Annotated in this window: 15 protein-coding genes; 4 read left to right on the forward strand and 11 right to left on the reverse strand. The window is 70.9% G+C overall.

The genetic code is table 11. The features are described from left to right. Positions 1–9: 9 nt before the first annotated feature. The 8 genes from E1B00_RS13325 to E1B00_RS13360 form a co-directional block, all read right to left on the reverse strand. Entirely contained in the window at positions 10–1,032 is a 1,023-nt protein-coding gene (locus tag E1B00_RS13325) for a YheT family hydrolase (RefSeq protein ID WP_139449576.1), read from the reverse strand. Between the two features lie 13 nt (positions 1,033–1,045). Continuing rightward, positions 1,046–1,837, reverse strand: a complete 792-nt coding sequence (locus tag E1B00_RS13330) for a lysophospholipid acyltransferase family protein (protein WP_139449578.1) — start codon at positions 1,835–1,837, stop codon at positions 1,046–1,048. A 62-nt stretch (positions 1,838–1,899) separates the two neighbouring features. Beyond that, on the reverse strand, positions 1,900–2,280 hold the full coding sequence (locus E1B00_RS13335) for a hotdog fold thioesterase (RefSeq protein WP_139449794.1): 381 nt from the start codon (positions 2,278–2,280) through the stop codon (positions 1,900–1,902). 60 nt (positions 2,281–2,340) lie between these two features. Continuing rightward, a complete protein-coding gene (locus E1B00_RS13340; protein ID WP_139449581.1) occupies positions 2,341–2,949 on the reverse strand; it encodes a YkvA family protein in 609 nt (202 codons plus the stop codon). Positions 2,950–3,037: 88 nt separating this feature from the next. Next, positions 3,038–4,873, reverse strand: coding sequence for a phospholipase D-like domain-containing protein (locus E1B00_RS13345; protein ID WP_139449582.1), 1,836 nt, complete (start codon positions 4,871–4,873; stop codon positions 3,038–3,040). Next, positions 4,870–5,439, reverse strand: a complete 570-nt coding sequence (locus E1B00_RS13350) for a YceI family protein (RefSeq protein WP_139449584.1) — start codon at positions 5,437–5,439, stop codon at positions 4,870–4,872. Before E1B00_RS13350 ends, E1B00_RS13345 begins: the two co-directional genes overlap by 4 nt. A gap of 4 nt (positions 5,440–5,443) precedes the next feature. Continuing rightward, entirely contained in the window at positions 5,444–5,920 is a 477-nt protein-coding gene (locus E1B00_RS13355) for a SixA phosphatase family protein (RefSeq protein WP_139449586.1), read from the reverse strand. A 24-nt stretch (positions 5,921–5,944) separates the two neighbouring features. Continuing rightward, positions 5,945–6,577 carry a ParA family protein gene (locus E1B00_RS13360; RefSeq protein WP_139449588.1) on the reverse strand — a complete coding sequence of 211 codons (633 nt, stop codon included), beginning with the start codon at positions 6,575–6,577 and terminating at the stop codon, positions 5,945–5,947. Positions 6,578–6,748: 171 nt separating this feature from the next. On the opposite strand from E1B00_RS13360, the gene gltB reads away from it, so the two are divergent. From gltB to E1B00_RS13380, 4 genes are all read left to right on the forward strand, one after another. Further along, the gene (gene gltB / locus E1B00_RS13365) at positions 6,749–11,209 is read left to right on the forward strand and encodes a glutamate synthase large subunit (RefSeq protein ID WP_139449589.1); all 4,461 of its coding nucleotides are present in this window, start codon (positions 6,749–6,751) and stop codon (positions 11,207–11,209) included. Then, the gene (locus E1B00_RS13370; protein ID WP_139449591.1) at positions 11,206–12,597 is read left to right on the forward strand and encodes an FAD-dependent oxidoreductase; all 1,392 of its coding nucleotides are present in this window, start codon (positions 11,206–11,208) and stop codon (positions 12,595–12,597) included. The genes gltB and E1B00_RS13370 overlap by 4 nt, the downstream gene beginning before the upstream one ends. A 63-nt stretch (positions 12,598–12,660) precedes the next feature. Then, positions 12,661–13,044, forward strand: a complete 384-nt coding sequence (locus E1B00_RS13375) for a phosphopantetheine adenylyltransferase (protein ID WP_139449593.1) — start codon at positions 12,661–12,663, stop codon at positions 13,042–13,044. A gap of 49 nt (positions 13,045–13,093) precedes the next feature. Further along, positions 13,094–14,581, forward strand: coding sequence for an AAA family ATPase (locus E1B00_RS13380; RefSeq protein ID WP_139449595.1), 1,488 nt, complete (start codon positions 13,094–13,096; stop codon positions 14,579–14,581). 11 nt (positions 14,582–14,592) lie between these two features. Here E1B00_RS13380 and E1B00_RS13385 read toward each other — a convergent pair whose 3' ends face one another. From E1B00_RS13385 to E1B00_RS13395, 3 genes are read right to left on the reverse strand one after another with little or no spacing between them, the layout of a single operon-like run. Further along, complete coding sequence (locus tag E1B00_RS13385) at positions 14,593–15,072, reverse strand: methyltransferase family protein (RefSeq protein ID WP_176693262.1); 480 nt, start codon at positions 15,070–15,072, stop codon at positions 14,593–14,595. Positions 15,073–15,079: 7 nt separating this feature from the next. Further along, positions 15,080–15,994, reverse strand: coding sequence for an AEC family transporter (locus E1B00_RS13390; RefSeq protein WP_139449598.1), 915 nt, complete (start codon positions 15,992–15,994; stop codon positions 15,080–15,082). A 13-nt stretch (positions 15,995–16,007) separates the two neighbouring features. Then, complete coding sequence (locus tag E1B00_RS13395) at positions 16,008–17,825, reverse strand: DUF885 domain-containing protein (RefSeq protein WP_139449600.1); 1,818 nt, start codon at positions 17,823–17,825, stop codon at positions 16,008–16,010. Between the last annotated feature and the right edge of the window lie 42 nt (positions 17,826–17,867).

The raw sequence follows: 17,867 nt of genomic DNA on the forward strand, positions 1-17,867 counted from the left end.
GGAAGGTCTTCAGGCTGGAGCGGAAAGCGGCATTGTAGCCCGGGCGGCCTGGGCCGCGGCCTCCAGGCGCGCGGCGACCCAGCGCTCGGCATAGCCGCGCAGGTCGGCGCCCTCGAGGAAGCCGCAGTGGCCGCCGAAATCGGCGAGCTCCAGCGTCGAATGCGCGGGCAGGGACAGGTGCGGGAAGCCGTCGGCCGGGATCACCGGATCGTCGGCGGAGGCGAGCACGCTCACCGGCACCTGCAGCGCCGCCAGGCGGTCGCCGGCGACGCTGTAGCCGTCGAAGTACTCCTCGATGTCGGCCATGGTCGTGTGCCGCCGCACCATCCAGTGGGTGAGGCCGCGCATGTCCAGGGCCAGCACCTGGTCGTCGAAGTCGTGGTGTTCGGGGAACAGCGCGCGCTTGCGCTGCAGCGAGCGCCGCCACTTCTTCATGAAGTACCAGTGGTAGAACGGGTGCCCGGACTCGAGCGTGCGCAGCACGCCGGACGGATCGATCGCCGGGCACACCGCGGCCGCGTGCACCAGTGGGATGCCGGCACCCGGCGCCGACAGCGCCAGCCGCAGCGCGAAATTGCCGCCCAGCGAATACCCCGCTGCCAGCATCGGCCGCGCCGGGAAGCGTCGCGACACTTCCGCCGCGGCCTGCACCACTTCGGCCAGGCGGCAGGAGTGGAAGAGGTCCTTGTTGAGGTGGTGGGTGTCGCCGTGGTCGCGGAAGTTGAGCCGGAACACCTCGAAGCCCTTGCCCAGCAACGCCGCCGCGGTGTGGCGCATGTAGCTCGATTCACTGCTGCCTTCCCAGCCGTGCAGCAGCAGGGCCAGTCCGCGCGGCTCGGTGCCGGGTACGGCGCTGTGGAAGCCCTGCAGGCGCACGCCGTCCTCGACGGCGATGATGTGTTCGGTGGTGACCGCGCCCAGCCGCTGCAGCGCACGCTGGCCGCTGGCGCGGCGCAGCGGCATCGAACTGAGCACCGACTGGACGTGCGGATTGCGCAGCCAGCGCGGCGGGCGGTAGTCGGCGGCGCTCATCATCGTCGCGCCCTCAGCCCGCCATCGCCGCGATGATGCGCTCGCGGCAGGTTTCGGCCATGCGCCGGCGGCCGTCCTCGCTGGACGCCACCGGTTCCAGGAAATGTACTTCGGCCACGCGGCCGGGTTCGCCGAGCAGGCGCACGAAGTTCTGGAAGAAGTTCTCGCGCGGACCGAAGGCGACGATGGTCTGGGCGCTGCCGCGCGCGCCGTACTTGAGCGCCACCGGCTGCGCCGGCACGTTCGCCAGCACCGCCGGCTGGAAGATGCGCGCGTGGAAGGTGCCGATGGCGTCGCCGCCGGTGGTGCGGCCTTCCGGGAACACGCCGACCGCCAGGCCCTGCTCCAGGCGCTGCACCATCTGGTGCATCACGCCGTGCAGCGAGTCGTTGCTGCCGCGGTGGTGGTAGATGGTGCCGCCGCGGCTGGCCAGCCAGCCCACCAGCGGCCAGCGGGCGATCTCGGCCTTGGCGACGAAGCCCATCATGCGCTGGCTGTGCATCAGCTCGATGTCGATCCAGCTGACGTGGTTGGCGACGAACAGCGCCGCGCCCGGCAGCGGCGTGCCGTAGCGCTTGAGCGTGAAGCCGAAGATGCGCATCAGAGTGCCCGACCACCAGCGCACCGTGCGGTGGTCCAGGCGCTCGCCGCGCATCTCGATCCGGGCCGACAGCGGGTTGATCATCAGCAGGGTCAGCGGCAAGCCCAGCCCCAGGTGCAGGGCGAGCAGCGGCAGACGCCAGAGGTAGCGCAGCGGACGACGCCAGTCGGTCGACGGGCGGACCGTATCGGGGTGGGCAGACATGCGGCGATTGTGCCGCAGCCGCGCCGAGTAAACACCCGACGCCGCAGTATCGCCGCCGCGACTCAGCGTCCGACCACCGCGGCGGTCATGCGCGAGATGCAGGTGAGGCGGCCCTTGTCGTCCTCGATGCGGACTTCCCAGACCTGGGTGGTGCGACCCAGGTGGATGGGGCGCGCGGTGCCGGTCACCACGCCTTCGGTGACGGCGCGCAGGTGGTTGGCGTTGATCTCCAGGCCGGCGGCCTGCTGTTTCGCGTCCGGGTCCAGGCACAGGAAACCGGCAAAGCTGGCCAGGGTCTCGGCCAGCGCCACCGACGAGCCGCCGTGCAGCAGCCCGAAGGGCTGCTTGGTGCGGGCGTCCACCGGCATGGTGCCGCGCAGGTAATCGGGACCCTGCTCGGTGATCTGGATGCCGAGGCTTTCACCCGCGGTGCCCTTGAGCATGCGGGTGATGACGGCGGGGTCGATCCGCTGGCGGAAAGGGCCTTCCACGGCAGCCGGGGGTCAGCGGACCCGCAGCATGCCCGGGCGGTAGGAGCTGGTGTAACCCTTGCGGGCGTAGCCGGAGCTGTCGCCGTAGCCGCCGCCCAGGTCGCGGTTGCGGCGGCGGTGCATGCGGTCCACCAGCTCGTCGCGGCGGGCTTCCAGCCAGTCGGCGCGGCCGACCTTGGCCGGGTCCAGGCCGCGGCGCTCGGCCTCGCCCTGGCGGAAATCGCAGAACTCGTCGTAGGCGGCGATCTCGTGGGTCAGCTCCTTCACGCACATCTCGATGGCGATGGCGTCGTCGAAGTAGCCCAGCACCGGCACGTGGTCCGGGATCACGTCCTTGGGGTCGGCGAAGTAGACCAGGGCCGAGAGCACGCGCTGCTTGTCCTCTTCCGGCAGGTGCCAGCCGTCGTCGCGGACCATGGCGATCAGGGCGTCCAGGCGGTCGAGGCGCTGGGCGATGAAGTCCGGGACCTCGATCTTGTCGGCCTCGAGCAGCAGGGTCGATGCGGCGGCGATGATCTCGTCGGCGCTTTTATGGCCGGCGGTCGCGCGGGCGGCGTTCAGGGCCTGGGTGAAGTGCTCGAGATCGCGGTCGGAGAGTTCGAAGCTGATCGAAAGGGGCATGCGGGCGGGTCCGGCGTTGCGTTTGCGGGAGGGATGCAGCCTAGGCCCGGCGGGGGGCGGCGTCAATCGAACGCGCCCCGCCGCGGGCTCAGAGGATCGGTGTCAGGCCGGCGCCGAAGGCGGTCAGGATGCGGGTGTAGACGGTCTTGAGCGGCAGGTCCACTTCCGGGAAGGCGCCGACGTCCTCGTAACACGCGTAGAACCGGGGATCGGAGGGCGGCATCGGGTTGCAGCCCTCGCGCAGCTCGAAGCTGGCGGCGTAAGGGAAGGGCCAGATGTCGAAGATCGGCAGCTTCTCGGAGAGCTTGCCCAGGCTGTAGTTCAGGCCCGAGAAGATCGGCGGCTTCTCCTGGCGCGCCACCCGCCAGGCGTTGTCGGGCTGCATGTCGCGCTCGATGCTGGCGCGCAGCGCGCCGGCGAACTCGGCGTCGTGCACCACCACCATGGACTCGGTGTTGAAGTTGTCCGAGCGCGGGTCGAAGTTGTGGCTGCCGACCACGCCGATGCGGCTGTCCACCACCAGCGACTTGGCGTGCAGTCCGACCCGGACGCCGGCGCGCTTGAGCGGCACCGGCCCGCTGGCCGAGCCCGCCGAACCCGATCCGAACATCGGCAGGTGCGCCGCGCGCTGCTCGCCCAGGGCGCCGGTCGCGGCCACGTCGATCGGCGCATCGGCCGGATAGGGTTTGTACTCGAAGATCTCGAAGCCCAGCTCGCGCAGGTACAGGCGCTTGTACTTGTGGCTCATCGCGTAGACCGGGAAGGCGTCGGTGGCGGCCAGGGAGTTGGTCGAGACCCAGACCACCGGCCGGCGCTCGCGCTTCTGCAGTTCGCGGAACAGCTTGCGCGCCGGCCGCGACAGCACCAGGTAGGGCGTCTGCAGAACCAGTTCGTCCCGCGCGCCGGCGACCAGGTCGCGCATCGCGATCGAGGCGTCCTCGTCGGCGGCCAGCTCGCCCTCGTGTTTTTCCGGCAGATCGGCGAAGAACTCGACCCGGCCCACGTCCAGGCCCAGCGGCCGCAGGTGCTCGATCACCGCCTTGCCGTCGGCCGCGGTCGCCGCCATCGCCAGCACGCGCGGCGAGCGCTCGCGGTCGGCCGCCAGCAGCGGGTGCGGCGGCACGCCGTTGGCGCGCAGCAGGCGTTCGGCGACATCCGAGAGCTGCTCGGCCCGCTGGGTGCGGCCGTAGGTCCAGAAGGCGTCGAAGTTTTCGCCCATCGCCCGCACCACCGGCCCGGCGACCAGGATGTCGCGGTCGCGGTAGTTGTATTCCTGGGCCCAGTCGAAATAGCGGTCCTGGATGTTGCGGCCGCCGGTGACGCCGACCACGCCGTCCACCCGCAGCAGTTTGGTGTGCATGCGCTGGTTGAACTTGCGGAAGCAGCACAGGATGCCGGCGGCGTACTGCAGGGCCTGGGTCTTGGCCTCGTCGAAGGTCGGGTTGTACAGGCGCAGCTCGAAGTTGCGGTGCTGGCCGGCCAGGCTGGCCTGCAGGTTCGGGTCGGGCAGGCCGTAGAGCTGGTCCAGCAGCACCCGCACCTTCACGCCGCGGCGGGCCGCGCGCAGCAGCTCCTCCAGCACCAGGCCGCCGGTCTCGTCGGCGTCGAAGATGAAGCTCTGCAGCTCGATGCTCTCGCGCGCCGCGCGGATCAGGTGCACGCGGGCCAGCAGGGCGTCCTGGCCGCGGTCGAGCAGCATCACGTGGTGGCGCGGCGCCTCCGGCGTGGAGGCGGCGACCGCGGCGTGGCCCAGCGCCAGCAGGGGCGAGTCGGCGGCACAGTCCTGCACGGGCTCGCAGTCGAGCGCAGCGCTGCGGCCCGCGACCGCGAGTTCGGCGGCGTCCCGGCGTTCGCGCGGCGACAGGGTGGAGCAGCCCGCAAGGACCAGCAGGCTGAACAGGAGGGCGAGGGTACGGGGGGTCATGGCCGCACAGGGTCGCGCAAACGCACCCGGAAGTCGAAGCCGACGTCGTCGCGCACCCACAGGCGCTGGGCGGTCATGCCGAATTCACGCCGGCTGACCCGGCCGATCACGCGGATGTCGCAGCCGCGGCCGGGCTGGGCGCAGGTCGCCGGTTCGATCCGGAAGCTGACCGGCCGGCTGCGCCCGCGCAGGCGCAGTTGGCCGCCGAGCTCGCCGCCCTGGCGCAGCAGGCCGCGCGTGAAGGGCGCGGACTCGAAGCGGATGTCGGGATGGCGGTCGACGTCCAGGAACTTGTCCGAGCGGGTCGCGCGCACCATCCAGGCCGGGCCGTCGAGATCGAGTTCGCGCGCGTCCAGGCGCACCCGCACCCGCCAGCGGCCGGCCTCGGGATGCAGTTCGCCCTCGAGCTGGCGGAACCGGCCCTGCACCTGGCCGGCCATGCGCAGGCCGACCTCGAAGCTGGCGCGCGAGGTCGCGGGATCGAAGGATTCAGGCACGGGAACCGCCGCGGCGACCGCGCCGACCAGCCCGGCCAGGCACAGCCCGCCGGCCCAGGCGCGGATCATCCGGTCAGGGCCACCAGAAGGCCGCGAGACGGGCGATGCCCGGCTCCAGCGCGGCCTCCGCGGGCAGGGACAGCACGGCGATGCCGCCGGCCGGCATGCCGCGGAAATCGCCCGACTGGCCCGAGCTGAGCAGGGCCGCGAGCTGTTCGAAACCGGGGTTGTGGCCGACCAGCAGCACGCGGGCGATGTCGCGGTGGTCGTCGGCGACCTGCATCAGCATGCCCGGGGTGGCGTCGTAGATGCGCTGGTCCTGGCGCAGCTCGACGTAACCGAGCGCGGCCAGCGCCTGCTCGGTGGTCTCGCGGGCGCGGCGGGCCGGCGAGCAGACCACGCGGTCGGGCAGGTAGCCATGGTCGCGCAGCCAGCGCCCCGCGGCCTCCGCCTCGGCCTGGCCCTGCAGCGAAAGCGGCCGGTCGAAATCCTCCTGGCCGGGGGCGGGAGGTTCGGCGTGGGCGTGGCGGAGCAGGATCAGTTCGCGCATGGCAGTCCTTGTCGGCGGCGGAGGTCAGAGCAGTTTCTTGAGCCATTTCAGCAGCGGCGCCCAGTCGTCCTGGTGGCTGCGGATCTGTTCGGAGTGGTAGTCGAACACCGACTTGCCCAGCGCCGCCATCAGCACGTAGGCCTGGGTGTCGCGCAGTTCGGCGACCACCGGGTAGGGCCAGGTGCCGAGCTGGGCGACCGCCTGCTGGGAATTGCTGGTCCAGGGCTTGAGGCGGTTGCCGACGATGCCGACCGGCAGCTTGCCCTTCTTCACCCGCGGGTGGGTGACCAGGGAGTTGAGGAAGACCACGGTGGCCTCGAGGTCGATGGTCGAGGGCTGCACCGGCACGATGACGGCGTCGGCGCGCTCGAGGAAGGCTTCGAGGTCCTCGGCCATGGCGCCGGCGCGGGCGTCGATGACCAGGCGCTGCACGCCGTCGGGCAGGTGCTTTTCCCAGCCGCGGCGGCTGCCGTCGATGGGCAGCACGGCGGTGTCGAGGGCGGCGCGTTTTTCGCACCAGTGGGTCGAGGACTTCTGGGGGTCGGCGTCCAGGATGGCGGTCGCCTTGCCGTCGACCGCGAACCAGGCGGCGAGGTTGGTGGCGACGGTCGTCTTGCCGGCGCCTCCCTTCGAGCTGGCGACCAGGATCGTGCGCATGCCGGACCTCCGCTTTCGGGAAGAGACTGCACTCTAACCCGCCCCGGACGCGGCAAGGAAGGCAGCCAGAGCAGAAACTCTAATCCGCTGTGTGACCGTGGGGTCGACCCTGCCCTTAGACGCCCGCACGTCCCGCGCGGCCGGGTCTCCATTACTTCCCGTGGAGGGCGCATGAACGCTGCCCCGGTGCCGGGCCTGCATTCCCCGGATTTCGAGCGCGACAGTTGCGGGTTCGGGCTGATCGCCCAGATCGATGACCGGCCCTCGCGGGCCCTGGTCGATGCCGGGCTGCGGGCCCTGGCGCGGCTGACCCATCGCGGCGCCGTCGGCGCCGACGGCCTGAGCGGCGACGGCTGCGGCCTGCTGCTGCGGCGGCCGCAGGCCTTCCTGGAAACGATCGCGCGCGAGGCCGGCCTGGCCTTCGGCCCCGGCGACGCCTGCGGCATGGTGTTCCTGCCCCTGGCCGAAGACGCCGCGGCGCGCGCACGCGCCGCGCTGGCGGCGGCGCTGCAGGCGCAGGGCCTGGCGGTGTCGGGCTGGCGCGTGGTGCCGGTGTCGCACGCGGACTGCGGCGCAATCGCGCGGCGCGGGCTGCCGCGCATCGAACAGGTGTTCGTGGCGGCGCGCGGCAGCGCCGAGAGTTTCGAGCGCGCCTTGTTCCTGGCCCGCCGCGCCGCCGAGCAGGCGCTGGCCGACGATCCCGACTTCTACGTGGTGACGCTGTCGGCCGCGAGCCTGGGCTACAAGGCCATGGTGCTGCCCGATGCGCTGCCCAAGGTCTTTCCCGACCTGGCGCGGCCGGAGCTGGCGTCGTCGGTGGTGCTGTTCCACCAGCGCTTCTCCACCAATACCGCGCCGGCCTGGAAGCTGGCCCAGCCCTTCCGCCTGCTCGCGCACAACGGCGAGATCAACACCATCGAAGGCAACCGGCACTGGGCCAAGGCCCGCGCCGCGCACTGGCGCACGCCGCGGCTGGACCTGCGCGCGCTGGCGCCGCTGGTGTGCCTTCAAGGCTCGGATTCGCAGAGCCTGGACAACATGCTCGAGCTGCTGCTGGCCGGCGGCATGGACCTGCTGCAGGCCATCCGCATCCTGATCCCGCCGGCGACCGCGTCGCTGGAATACAAGGACCCCGACCTCGCCGCCTTCTACGAGTACTACGGCCTGTCCACCGACCCCTGGGACGGCCCGGCCGGCATCGTGATGTGCGACGCGCGCTACGCCGCCTGCACGCTCGACCGTAACGGCCTGCGCCCGGCGCGCTGGCTGCTCACCGCCGACCACACCCTGGTGGTGGCCTCGGAGATCGGCGTGTACGACGTGCGCGACGAGGACATCGTCGCCAAGGGCAAGCTCGGGCCCGGCGAGATGCTGGCGGTGGACCTGCAGCGCGGGCAGCTGCTCGACACCGACGCCATCGACGCCATCAACAAGGCGCGCGCGCCGTTCAAGGCCTGGCTCAAACAGGGCGTCACCTACCTCAGCACCAGCCTGGTCGATCCCTCGCTGGCGGCCGAGCCCTTCGATGCGGCGACGCTGCGGCGCTTCCAGAAGCTGTTCCAGCTCACCCGCGAGGAGCGCGAGGCCGAACTGCGCGTGCTGGCCGAGACCGAACAGGAAGCCACCGGCTCGATGGGCGACGACACGCCCTTCGCGGTGCTGTCGCACAGGATCCGTCCGGTCAGCGACTACTTCCGCCAGGCCTTCGCGCAGGTGACCAACCCGCCGATCGACCCGCTGCGCGAACAGATCGTGATGTCGCTCACCACCCAGCTGGGCCCGGAAGGCAACGTGTTCGAGGCCTCGGCCGACAACGCCGTGCAGGTGATGCTGAACTCGCCCGTGCTGAGCCAGCGCAAGCTGCGCCAGCTGCTGGCGCTGCCGCAGTTCGAATCCGCCAATGCGCTGGTCCACCTGCACCTGCGCGCGGGCGAGACGCTGCCCGAGGCGCTGCGGCGCCTGCAGGCCGAAGCCGAAGCCGCGGTGCGCGCCGGCGCGGTCATCCTGCTGCTGTCCGACCGCTACCCCGAGCGCGGGCACGCGGTCGTGCCGGCATTGCTGGCGACCGGCGCCGTGCACCACCACCTGGTCGCCGCCGGCCTGCGCTGCCGCGCCAACCTGGTGATCGAGACCGGCACCGCGCGCGACGCGCACCAGGTCGCCTGCCTGATCGGCGTCGGCGCCACCGCGGTGTATCCCTATCTCGCCTACCAGACGCTGTCGGCCCTGGGCCGCGCCGGCGTGGTCGACGGCAAGGCCGGCAACGAGCCGGCCGAGCTGGGCCGCAGCTACCGGCGCGGCATCAAGAAGGGCCTGCTGAAGATCCTCTCGAAGATGGGCATCAGCGCCATTGCCAGCTACCGCGCGGCGCAGCTGTTCGAGATCGTCGGCCTGAAGGACGAGGTGGTGGACCTGTGCTTCCCGGGCATGGTGAGCCGGATCCAGGGCGCGGGTTTCGCCGAGCTGGAGGCGGAGGCCTGGCAGCTGTCGCGGCGCGCCTGGCTGGACGCGGAGGAGATCGAGCCCGGCGGCCGCCACAAGCTGATGCACGGCGGCGAATACCACATGTACAACCCGGACGTGATCGCCAGCCTGCAGCGCGCGGTGCGCAGCGGCGACGCGGCCGACTACCGGGTCTACGCCGACCACGTCGACGGCCGTCCGGCGTCCACGCTGCGCGACCTGCTGGCCCTGCGTGCCGACGTGGCGCCGATTCCGCTCGACGCCGTCGAACCGGCCGAGGCCATCCTGGCCCGCTTCGATTCCGCCGGCATGTCGCTGGGCGCGCTCTCTCCCGAGGCGCACGAGGCGCTGGCGACGGCGATGAACCGCCTGGGTGCGCGCTCGAACTCCGGCGAAGGCGGCGAAGACCCGGCCCGCCACGGCACCGAGAAGCGCAGCAAGATCAAGCAGGTCGCCTCGGGCCGTTTCGGCGTCACGCCCGAATACCTGGTCAATGCCGAGGTGCTGCAGATCAAGATCGCCCAGGGCGCCAAGCCCGGCGAAGGCGGCCAGCTGCCGGGCCACAAGGTCAATCCGATGATCGCGCGGCTGCGCTACGCCAAGCCGGGCATCGGACTGATTTCGCCGCCGCCGCACCACGACATCTATTCGATCGAAGATCTCGCCCAGCTCATTTTCGACCTCAAGGAAGTGAACCCGGACGCGCTGGTCAGCGTGAAGCTGGTGTCGCACGCCGGCATCGGCACGATCGCCGCGGGCGTGGTGAAGGCCTATGCCGATCTGATCACGGTGTCGGGCTACGACGGCGGCACCGGCGCCTCGCCGCTCTCGTCCATCCACCACGCCGGCACGCCCTGGGAGCTGGGCCTGGCCGAAGTGCAGCAGACCCTGCGCCGGAACGAACTGCGGCACCGCGTGCGCGTGCAGGCCGACGGCGGCCTCAAGACCGGCCTGGATGTGGTCAAGGCCGCGATCCTGGGCGCCGAGAGTTTCGGCTTCGGCACCGCGCCGATGGTGGCGCTGGGCTGCAAGTACCTGCGCATCTGCCATCTCAACAACTGCGCCACCGGCGTCGCCACCCAGGATGCGCGCCTGCGCGCGAACCATTTCATTGGCCTGCCCGAGATGGCGATGCACTTCTTCCGCTTCGTGGCCGAGGACGTGCGCCGCTGGCTGGCGCAGCTGGGTGTGGCGAAGCTCGAGGACCTGATCGGCCGCACCGACCTGCTGGCGCTGGCCGAAGGCCAGACGCCGCGCCAGCGCGGCCTGGACCTGGCGCCCCTGCTCGCCGCCGCCGACGGCCGCGGTGCCGCCGCGCGCCACTGCACCGAAGCGCGCAACCGCCCGCGCGACACCGGCCTGCTGGCCACGCGCATGCTCGAGGAGATGCGCGCCGCGATCCACGCCGGCGCCGGCGGCCAGTTCAGCTATGCGGTGCGCAATTCCGACCGCAGCCTCGGCGCGCGGCTGTCGGGCGAGATCGCCCGCGTGCACGGCAACCACGGCATGGCCGACGCGCCGCTGGACGTGCGCCTGCAGGGCAATGCCGGCCAGAGTTTCGGCGCCTGGAACGCCGGCGGCCTGCACCTGCACCTGCGCGGCGACGCCAACGACTACGTCGGCAAGGGCATGGCCGGTGGCCGCATCGTGCTGCAGCCGCCCGCGGGCGCGCGCTTCGTCGCCCGCGACACGCCGATCATGGGCAACACCTGCCTGTACGGCGCCACCGGCGGCGAGCTCTACGCCGCGGGCCGCGCCGGCGAACGTTTCGGCGTGCGCAACTCCGGCGCGCAGGCCGTGGTGGAAGGCGTGGGCGACCACGGCTGCGAATACATGACCGGCGGCGTGGTGGCCGTGCTCGGCCGCACCGGCCTGAACTTCGGCGCCGGCCTGACGGGCGGGTTGGCGTATGTGCTCGACATCGACCGCGACTTCGTCGACCGCTACAACCACGAGCTGATCGACGTGCTGCGCATCACGCCCGAGGGCATGGAGCACCACCGTCACCACCTGCGCGCGCTGCTGCGGGCCCACGTCGAGTTCACCGGCAGCGCCTGGGGCACCCAGCTGCTGGAGGAGTTCCGCGACGTCGCCGGCCGCTTCTGGCTGGTCAAGCCCAAGGCCGCCTCGCTCGAGCAGCTTGCCGAAGAGCTGAGGCGCGCGGCATGAAGTCCAGACCGTTCCAGTTCCTCGACCTGCCGCGCCGACTGCCGCGCGAACTCCCCGCCAGCATGCGCGTACTCGGCTGGCAGGAGATCTACGGCGGTTTTTCCGCGCCCGAGGCCGCCGACCAGGCCGGCCGCTGCCTGGACTGCGGCAATCCCTACTGCGAGTGGAAATGCCCGGTCCACAACTACATCCCGGACTGGCTGGCCCTGGTGCGCGAGGGCCGGCTGTTCGAGGCCGCCGAACTGGCGCACCAGACCAACCCGCTGCCCGAGATCTGCGGCCGCGTCTGCCCGCAGGACCGGCTGTGCGAGGGCGACTGTACGCTCAATACCGGCTTCGAGGCGGTGACCATCGGCGCGGTCGAGAAGTACATCGTCGACGAGGCGTTCCGGCAGGGCTGGCGCCCGGACCTGTCGGCGGTGCGGCCGTCCGGCAAGCGCGTGGCGGTGATCGGCGCCGGCCCCGCCGGCCTGTCCTGCGCCGACCGGCTGGCGCGCGCCGGCATCGCCGCGCACGTGTTCGACCGCTACGAGGAGATCGGCGGCCTGCTGAGTTTCGGCATCCCTGCCTTCAAGCTGGAGAAGTCGGTGATCGGCACCCGGCGCGGCGTGCTCGAGGCCATGGGCGTGTCTTTCCACCTGGGCACGGAAGTGGACGGCGCGCTGGGCGCCGAGCTGCTGCGGGATTTCGACGCGGTGTTTCTCGGCACCGGCGCCTACACGGCGGTCGACGGCCGGCTGCCCGGCCAGGACCTGTCGGGCGTGCTGTCGGCCCTGCCCTTCCTGGTCGCCAATGCGCGGCGGCAGTTCGGCCGGGCGCCGTCCGGCGATCCGGCGCTCGACCTGGCCGGCAAACGCGTGCTCGTGCTCGGCGGCGGCGACACCGCGATGGACTGCGTGCGTTCGGCGATGCGCCTGGGCGCGGCCGAGGTGACCTGCGCCTACCGCCGCGGCGAAGCCGACATGCCCGGTTCGCGCCGCGAGGTGAAAAACGCGCGCGAGGAAGGCGTGCGTTTCCTGTTCAACCGCCAGCCGCTGGCGATCGAGGGTGCGGTGCGCGCCAACGGCGTGCGCCTGGTCGAGACCCGCGCCGCCGGTGGGCGCGCCTCGTCCACCGAGGCCGTGCCGGGCAGCGAGACGGTGATCGCCGCCGACGTCGTCATCCTGGCCTTCGGCTTCCGCGCCAGCCCGGCGCCCTGGTGGGGCGAACACGGCATCGCGCTCGACGACGGCGGTCGCGTGGCCACGGCCGGCGTCGGCGGCGCCACCTCGCACCCGAAGGTGTTCGCCGGCGGCGACAACGTGCGCGGCGCCGACCTGGTGGTGACCGCGGTGCACGACGGCCGCGAGGCCGGCCTGGCCATCGCCCGCCAATTCGGGATCGGATGATCTTAACGATTGAAGCAGCTGCTTCAATCGTTAAGATCATCCGACCCTGAACTGGTGATTCCCATGAAGCGAAACGGTGCGCTGATCGCGATCCTGTTCCTGGTGCCGGGCATCATCCACCTGCTGCCGCTGTCGGGGCTGATGGGCGCCGAAGCGCTGACGCGGCTCTACGGCCTGGACTTCGGCGACCCCAACCTCGAGATCCTGATGCGGCACCGCGCGGTGCTGTTCGGCCTGGTCGGCGCCCTGCTGGTCGCGGCGGCCTTCCACGTGCGGCTGCGCGGCGCGGCGCTGCTGGTGGGCCTGGTCAGCGTGCTGTCCTTCCTTGCCCTGGCCTGGAACGTGGGCGGTTACGGCGCGGCGGTGCAGCGCGTGGTGGTCGCCGATGTCGTGGCGCTGGCCTGCCTGCTGCTGGCCGCCGGCCTGCACCGGCGCCGCGACGCCTAGCCGACGCAGGCGGCTCCGGTATCATCCGCGTTCCCGCGAAGGAACCCCGATGAGCGAACTGCAGGACCTCACCTCCCTCGTCCGCGCCAACACGGCGCTGATCGTGATCGAAACGCCCGACGAGGGCCGCGTGGTGGACCTGTTCCGGCACCTGCTGATGAACGTCTGGCGGCCGCTGTTCCGCTGGTCGATCACCGAGGGCCTGCGTCGCGTCGACCTGGACGGCGAGGACGCGCCGATCGCGCCGCCCGACGCCACCGCCACCCTGCGCGCGATCCGTGAGATGGACCAGCGCGGCATCCACCTGCTGCTCGATTTCCACCCCTACCTCGGCTACGCGACCACGCAGCGCATGGTGCGCGAGACGCTCGACCGCCGCGGCTGCAAGGAACACACCCTGGTCCTGGTCGGCGCCAAGATCGAACTGCCGCCGGACCTGGAGCACCTGGCGGTGCGTTTCTCGCTGCGCCTGCCGGACGAAAAGGCGCTGCTGAAGCTGGTGCAGGACGAAGCCGCGATCTACATGCGCGAACACGGCGGCAAGCGCGTCGAGGTCGACCAGGAGGCGCTGAAGGCGATCGTGCGCAACCTGCGCGGCCTGTCGCTCAACGAGGCCCGGCGCATCGCCCGGCACCTGATTTTCCGCGATGGCGCGATCGGCGCGCACGACCTGCCCGAGCTGGCCAAGCTCAAGTTCGAGCTGCTCAACAAGTCCGGCCACCTGCATTTCGAGTTCGACACCGCGCGTTTCGCCGACGTCGCCGGCCTGACCCGCCTCAAGGCCTGGGTGAACCAGCGCCGCGGCGCCTTCACCGCCGACGCGCTGCCGCCGGGCCTCGATCCGCCCAAGGGCATGCTGCTGCTGGGCGTGCAGGGCTGCGGCAAGTCGCTGGCGGCCAAGGCCGTGGCCGGCGGTTTCGGCGTGCCGCTGGTGCGGCTGGATTTCGGCACGCTCTACAACAAGTACCACGGCGAGACCGAGAAGAACCTGCGCGATGCGCTGACTTCGGCCGAGCAGCTCTCGCCCTGCGTGCTGTGGATCGACGAGCTGGAGAAGGGCCTGGCCGCGTCGGGCAGCAGCGAGGACGGCGGCGTGTCGCGGCGCGTGCTCGGTTATTTCCTCACCTGGATGGCCGAACGCAAGTCCAAGGTCTTCCTGGTCGCCACCGCCAACGCCGTGCAGGACCTGCCGCCGGAGCTGCTGCGCAAGGGCCGCTTCGACGAGATCTTTTTCGTGGACCTGCCCGACCACGCCGCCCGCGCCGAGATCTTCCGCATCCACCTGGCCAAGCGCGAGGTGGACTGGGAGGGGTTTTCGCTGGACGCGCTGGCCGGTGCCGCCGACGGCTTTTCCGGCGCCGAGATCGAACAGGCCGTGGTCAGCGCGCTCTATTCCGCCCACGCCGAAGGGCTGCCGGTGGACGAGTCCCGCGTGATCGCGGAGGTGAAAGCCACCCGTCCGCTGAGCGTGCTGATGGCCGAACAGGTCAACGGGCTTCGCGAGTGGGCGCGCTCCCGCACGGTGCCCGCCGACTAAGTGCTCCGGACTCAGAACCAGCGGCCGACGCGCCGGCAGTAGTCGGTGTAGGTCTGGCCGAAACGCTGCGTCAGATAGGCCTCCTCGCGGCCGATCACGTAGTGGCGGATCACGAACAGCACCGGGCCGAGCGTGAGCAGCGGCCACAGGCTGTTGCAGGCCAGCGTGATCGCGACGTAGGCCAGGGCCATGCCCAGGTACATCGGGTTGCGGGTGTGGCGGTAGATGCCGTCCTCGACGAAGGCGGTGTCCTCGCGCCAGGGACGCGGGTCGTTGCCCTTGCGGCGGAAGCCGCCGAGCGCGCTCAGCAGCAGCCAGGCCGCGGCCAGCGCGAACGCTGCGGCCAGGCCGCGCAGCACCGGCAGCACCGGAGGGCTGACCAGCTCCCAGGGAAACAGCAGATGTTCCAGCGCCAGCCCGGCGCCGAGGCCGAGCAGGAAGATCAGCGGCGGCGGAAAACGCACACCGGGGGTGGGGGAAGGTTCGCTCATCGTCCGATCAGCCGAGGTGCTGCAGCAACCAGGTCCACGCCGGCAGGGTCGCCAGCGACAGCAGGATGCCATAACCGACCATCGCGGCCGCGAGGCCCGGCGCGAGCCGGTGCGAGATGGCCAGCGCCGCGGCGGTGATCATCGGTGGCATCGCCGATTCCAGCACCACCGTGTCGTGCATGGCACCGTCCAGGCCGAGCAGCGGCGCGATGGCCAGCGCGATCAGCGGCATCACCGCCAGCTTCAGCGTCAGTCCGGCGGCCAGCGGCTTGAGTTCATCGCGCGGCAGCGCGAGTTTCATGCTCAGGCCGATCGCCAGCACCACCAGGGGCAGCAGGGCGTCGGCCAGGCGCTGCAGGCCGCCGCCGATCCACGCGGGCGGCGTTTCCGGCATCACCGTGAGGCCAACGACCAGGGCGATAAACGGCGGGAAGGTGAGGACGCGGCGAACGATCGTCGCCGCTGTCGGTTTCTGGTCGCCGCCGTAACGCGCCAGCACATACAGCCCGAACGTCGACAGGATCAGGAAGGCGCCGAACTGGTCGTAGATCACCGCGAACGGCAGCGCCTGTTCACCGATAAGCGCGCGCACCAGCGGATAGCCTAGAAAGCTGGTATTGCCCAGGGCCACGGTGAGCAACAGCACCGCATGTTCGTCGGGCCGCAGCTTCAGCAGCCGCGTGACGCCGCCGACCAGCAGCACCGTCGCGGCCAGCAGCAGCCAGGGCACGGCGGCGATCGCCAGCACGTCGGCGCCCAGCTCCAGCCGCGGCGCGTAGATCAGCACCGAGGCCGGCAGGCAGACGTACAGCACCACCTTGTTCAGCACTTCGGCGGCGTTCTCCGGGAACAGCCGCAGGCGCTGGAACCCCAGTCCCAGCGCCAGCATCGCCAGGATCAGGGCGAAGGCGTCGAAGGCCATCGGAGCGTACGGATCAGCCGGCCTTGGCCGCCTTCGCCTTCTCGGCCGCGATCCATTCGCGGATCTTGGTCTGCAGCACGCCCATCGGCAGCGCACCGTCGACCAGGATCTGGCGATGGAAGGCGCGCACGTCGAAGGCCGCGCCCAGCTCGGCCTCGGCCTCCTCGCGCAGCTCGCGGATCACGCGCTGGCCAACCTTGTAGGCCAGGGCCTGGCCGGGGATGACGATGTAGCGCTCGACTTCGGCGACCACGTCCGATTCGGCCATCGAAGAATTGGCCAGCATGTAGTCGATCGCCTGCTGCCGGCTCCAGCCGTAGTAGTGCAGGCCGGTGTCCACGACCAGGCGCATCGCGCGCAGCTGCTCGTCGCTCAGGCGGCCGTACCACTGGTAGGGATCGGTGAACAGGCCGAGCTCCTTGCCCAGCGACTCGGCGTACAGCGCCCAGCCCTCGGCATAGGCGGTATAGCCGCCGAAGCGGCGGAAGGCCGGCAGCGATTCCACTTCCTGCTGGATCGAGATCTGGAAGTGGTGGCCCGGCGAGGCTTCGTGGATCGACAGCGTCTCGACCAGGAAGTTGGGCTGGGCCTTGAGGTTGAAGGTGTTGAGGTAGAACACGCCCGGGCGCGAACCGTCCGGCGACGGCGCCTGGTAGGACGCGCCGGCGTCGGATTCGGCGCGGAAGGCCTCGACCGGCCGCACTTCGTAGTCGGCCTTGGGGAAGATGTCGAACAGCTGGGGCAGCAGCGGATTGATCTTCTTCTGGGCGTCGCGGTAGGCCTGCAGCGCCTCTTCCTCGGTCTTGAAGTAGAACTGGTCGCCAGTCTTGAGGTGTTCGAAGAAAGCCTTCAGGTCGCCCTGGAAACCGACCTGCTCGCGCACCGCGTTCATCTCGGCCAGGATGCGCGCCACCTCGTCCAGGCCGAACTGGTGGATCTGCTCGGGCGTGAGGTCGGTGGTGGTGTTGGTGCGCACGTTGAAGGCGTACCACTCCTTGCCCTGCGGCAGGTGCATCTGGCCGACGCCTTCGCGCGCGGCCGGCAGGTATTCGTCGCGCAGGAAATCGCGCATGGCGGTGTAGCCAGGCACGATCACGTCGGTGATCGCGGCGCGGTAGGAGGCGGTCAGGCGCTCGCGGTCTTCGGCGCTGAAGGATTCCGGCATGGCCTTGATCGGGCCCCAGAACACGCTGTCCTCGGGCTTGGCGACGATGTGCGCGGCGAACTGCGGAATCGACTTCTCCACCACGGGCCGCGGCTGCACCACGCCAGCCTGGATGCCTTCGCGCATGTTGGCGATGGCGCTCTGGTTGATCTCGGGGAAGCGGGCGATGCGGGCCAGGAAGTCGTCGTAGTGCTTGACCTCACGGAAGGGCTGGATGCCCTGGCCGGAGCCGAGCTGGGCGAAGAAGCTGCCGTAGTTGCCGAACTGGTGCACCGGCAGCATCCAGCCCGGGAACTGGTTGCCTTCCAGCGACAGCTCGCGGTCGCTGACGAAGACGTCGCGGCTCAGGCGGTGCTGGCCCGTCAGGGCCTCGCGGTCGAGCTTCTGCACCCGGGCCAGGAAGTCGCGTTCGCGCGCTTCGGCTTCGGCTCGGTACTCGGCCGAATAGAAGTTGGGCAGCTGGTCGTTGTAGCGCAGGTCGCCCAGGGCGGTGGCGAAGATCGGGTTGGCCTTGAGTTCGGCCTGGTGCCATTCCTCGAGCAGGGCGTCGAGTTCGGCGGCGACCGCGGCCGGGTCGGCCTTGGGCGCGGCCTCGGCCACCGGGGCCGGTTCGCGGCTGCAGGCGACCGTGAGCAGCAGGGACAACATCAGGACCAGGGTGCGCATCACGGTTCCTTCGCTTGGGCAGGGGGCGGTTGCGCTATCTTC

It is taken from the genome of Arenimonas terrae (assembly GCF_006265115.1).
GTDB lineage: Bacteria > Pseudomonadota > Gammaproteobacteria > Xanthomonadales > Xanthomonadaceae > Arenimonas > Arenimonas terrae.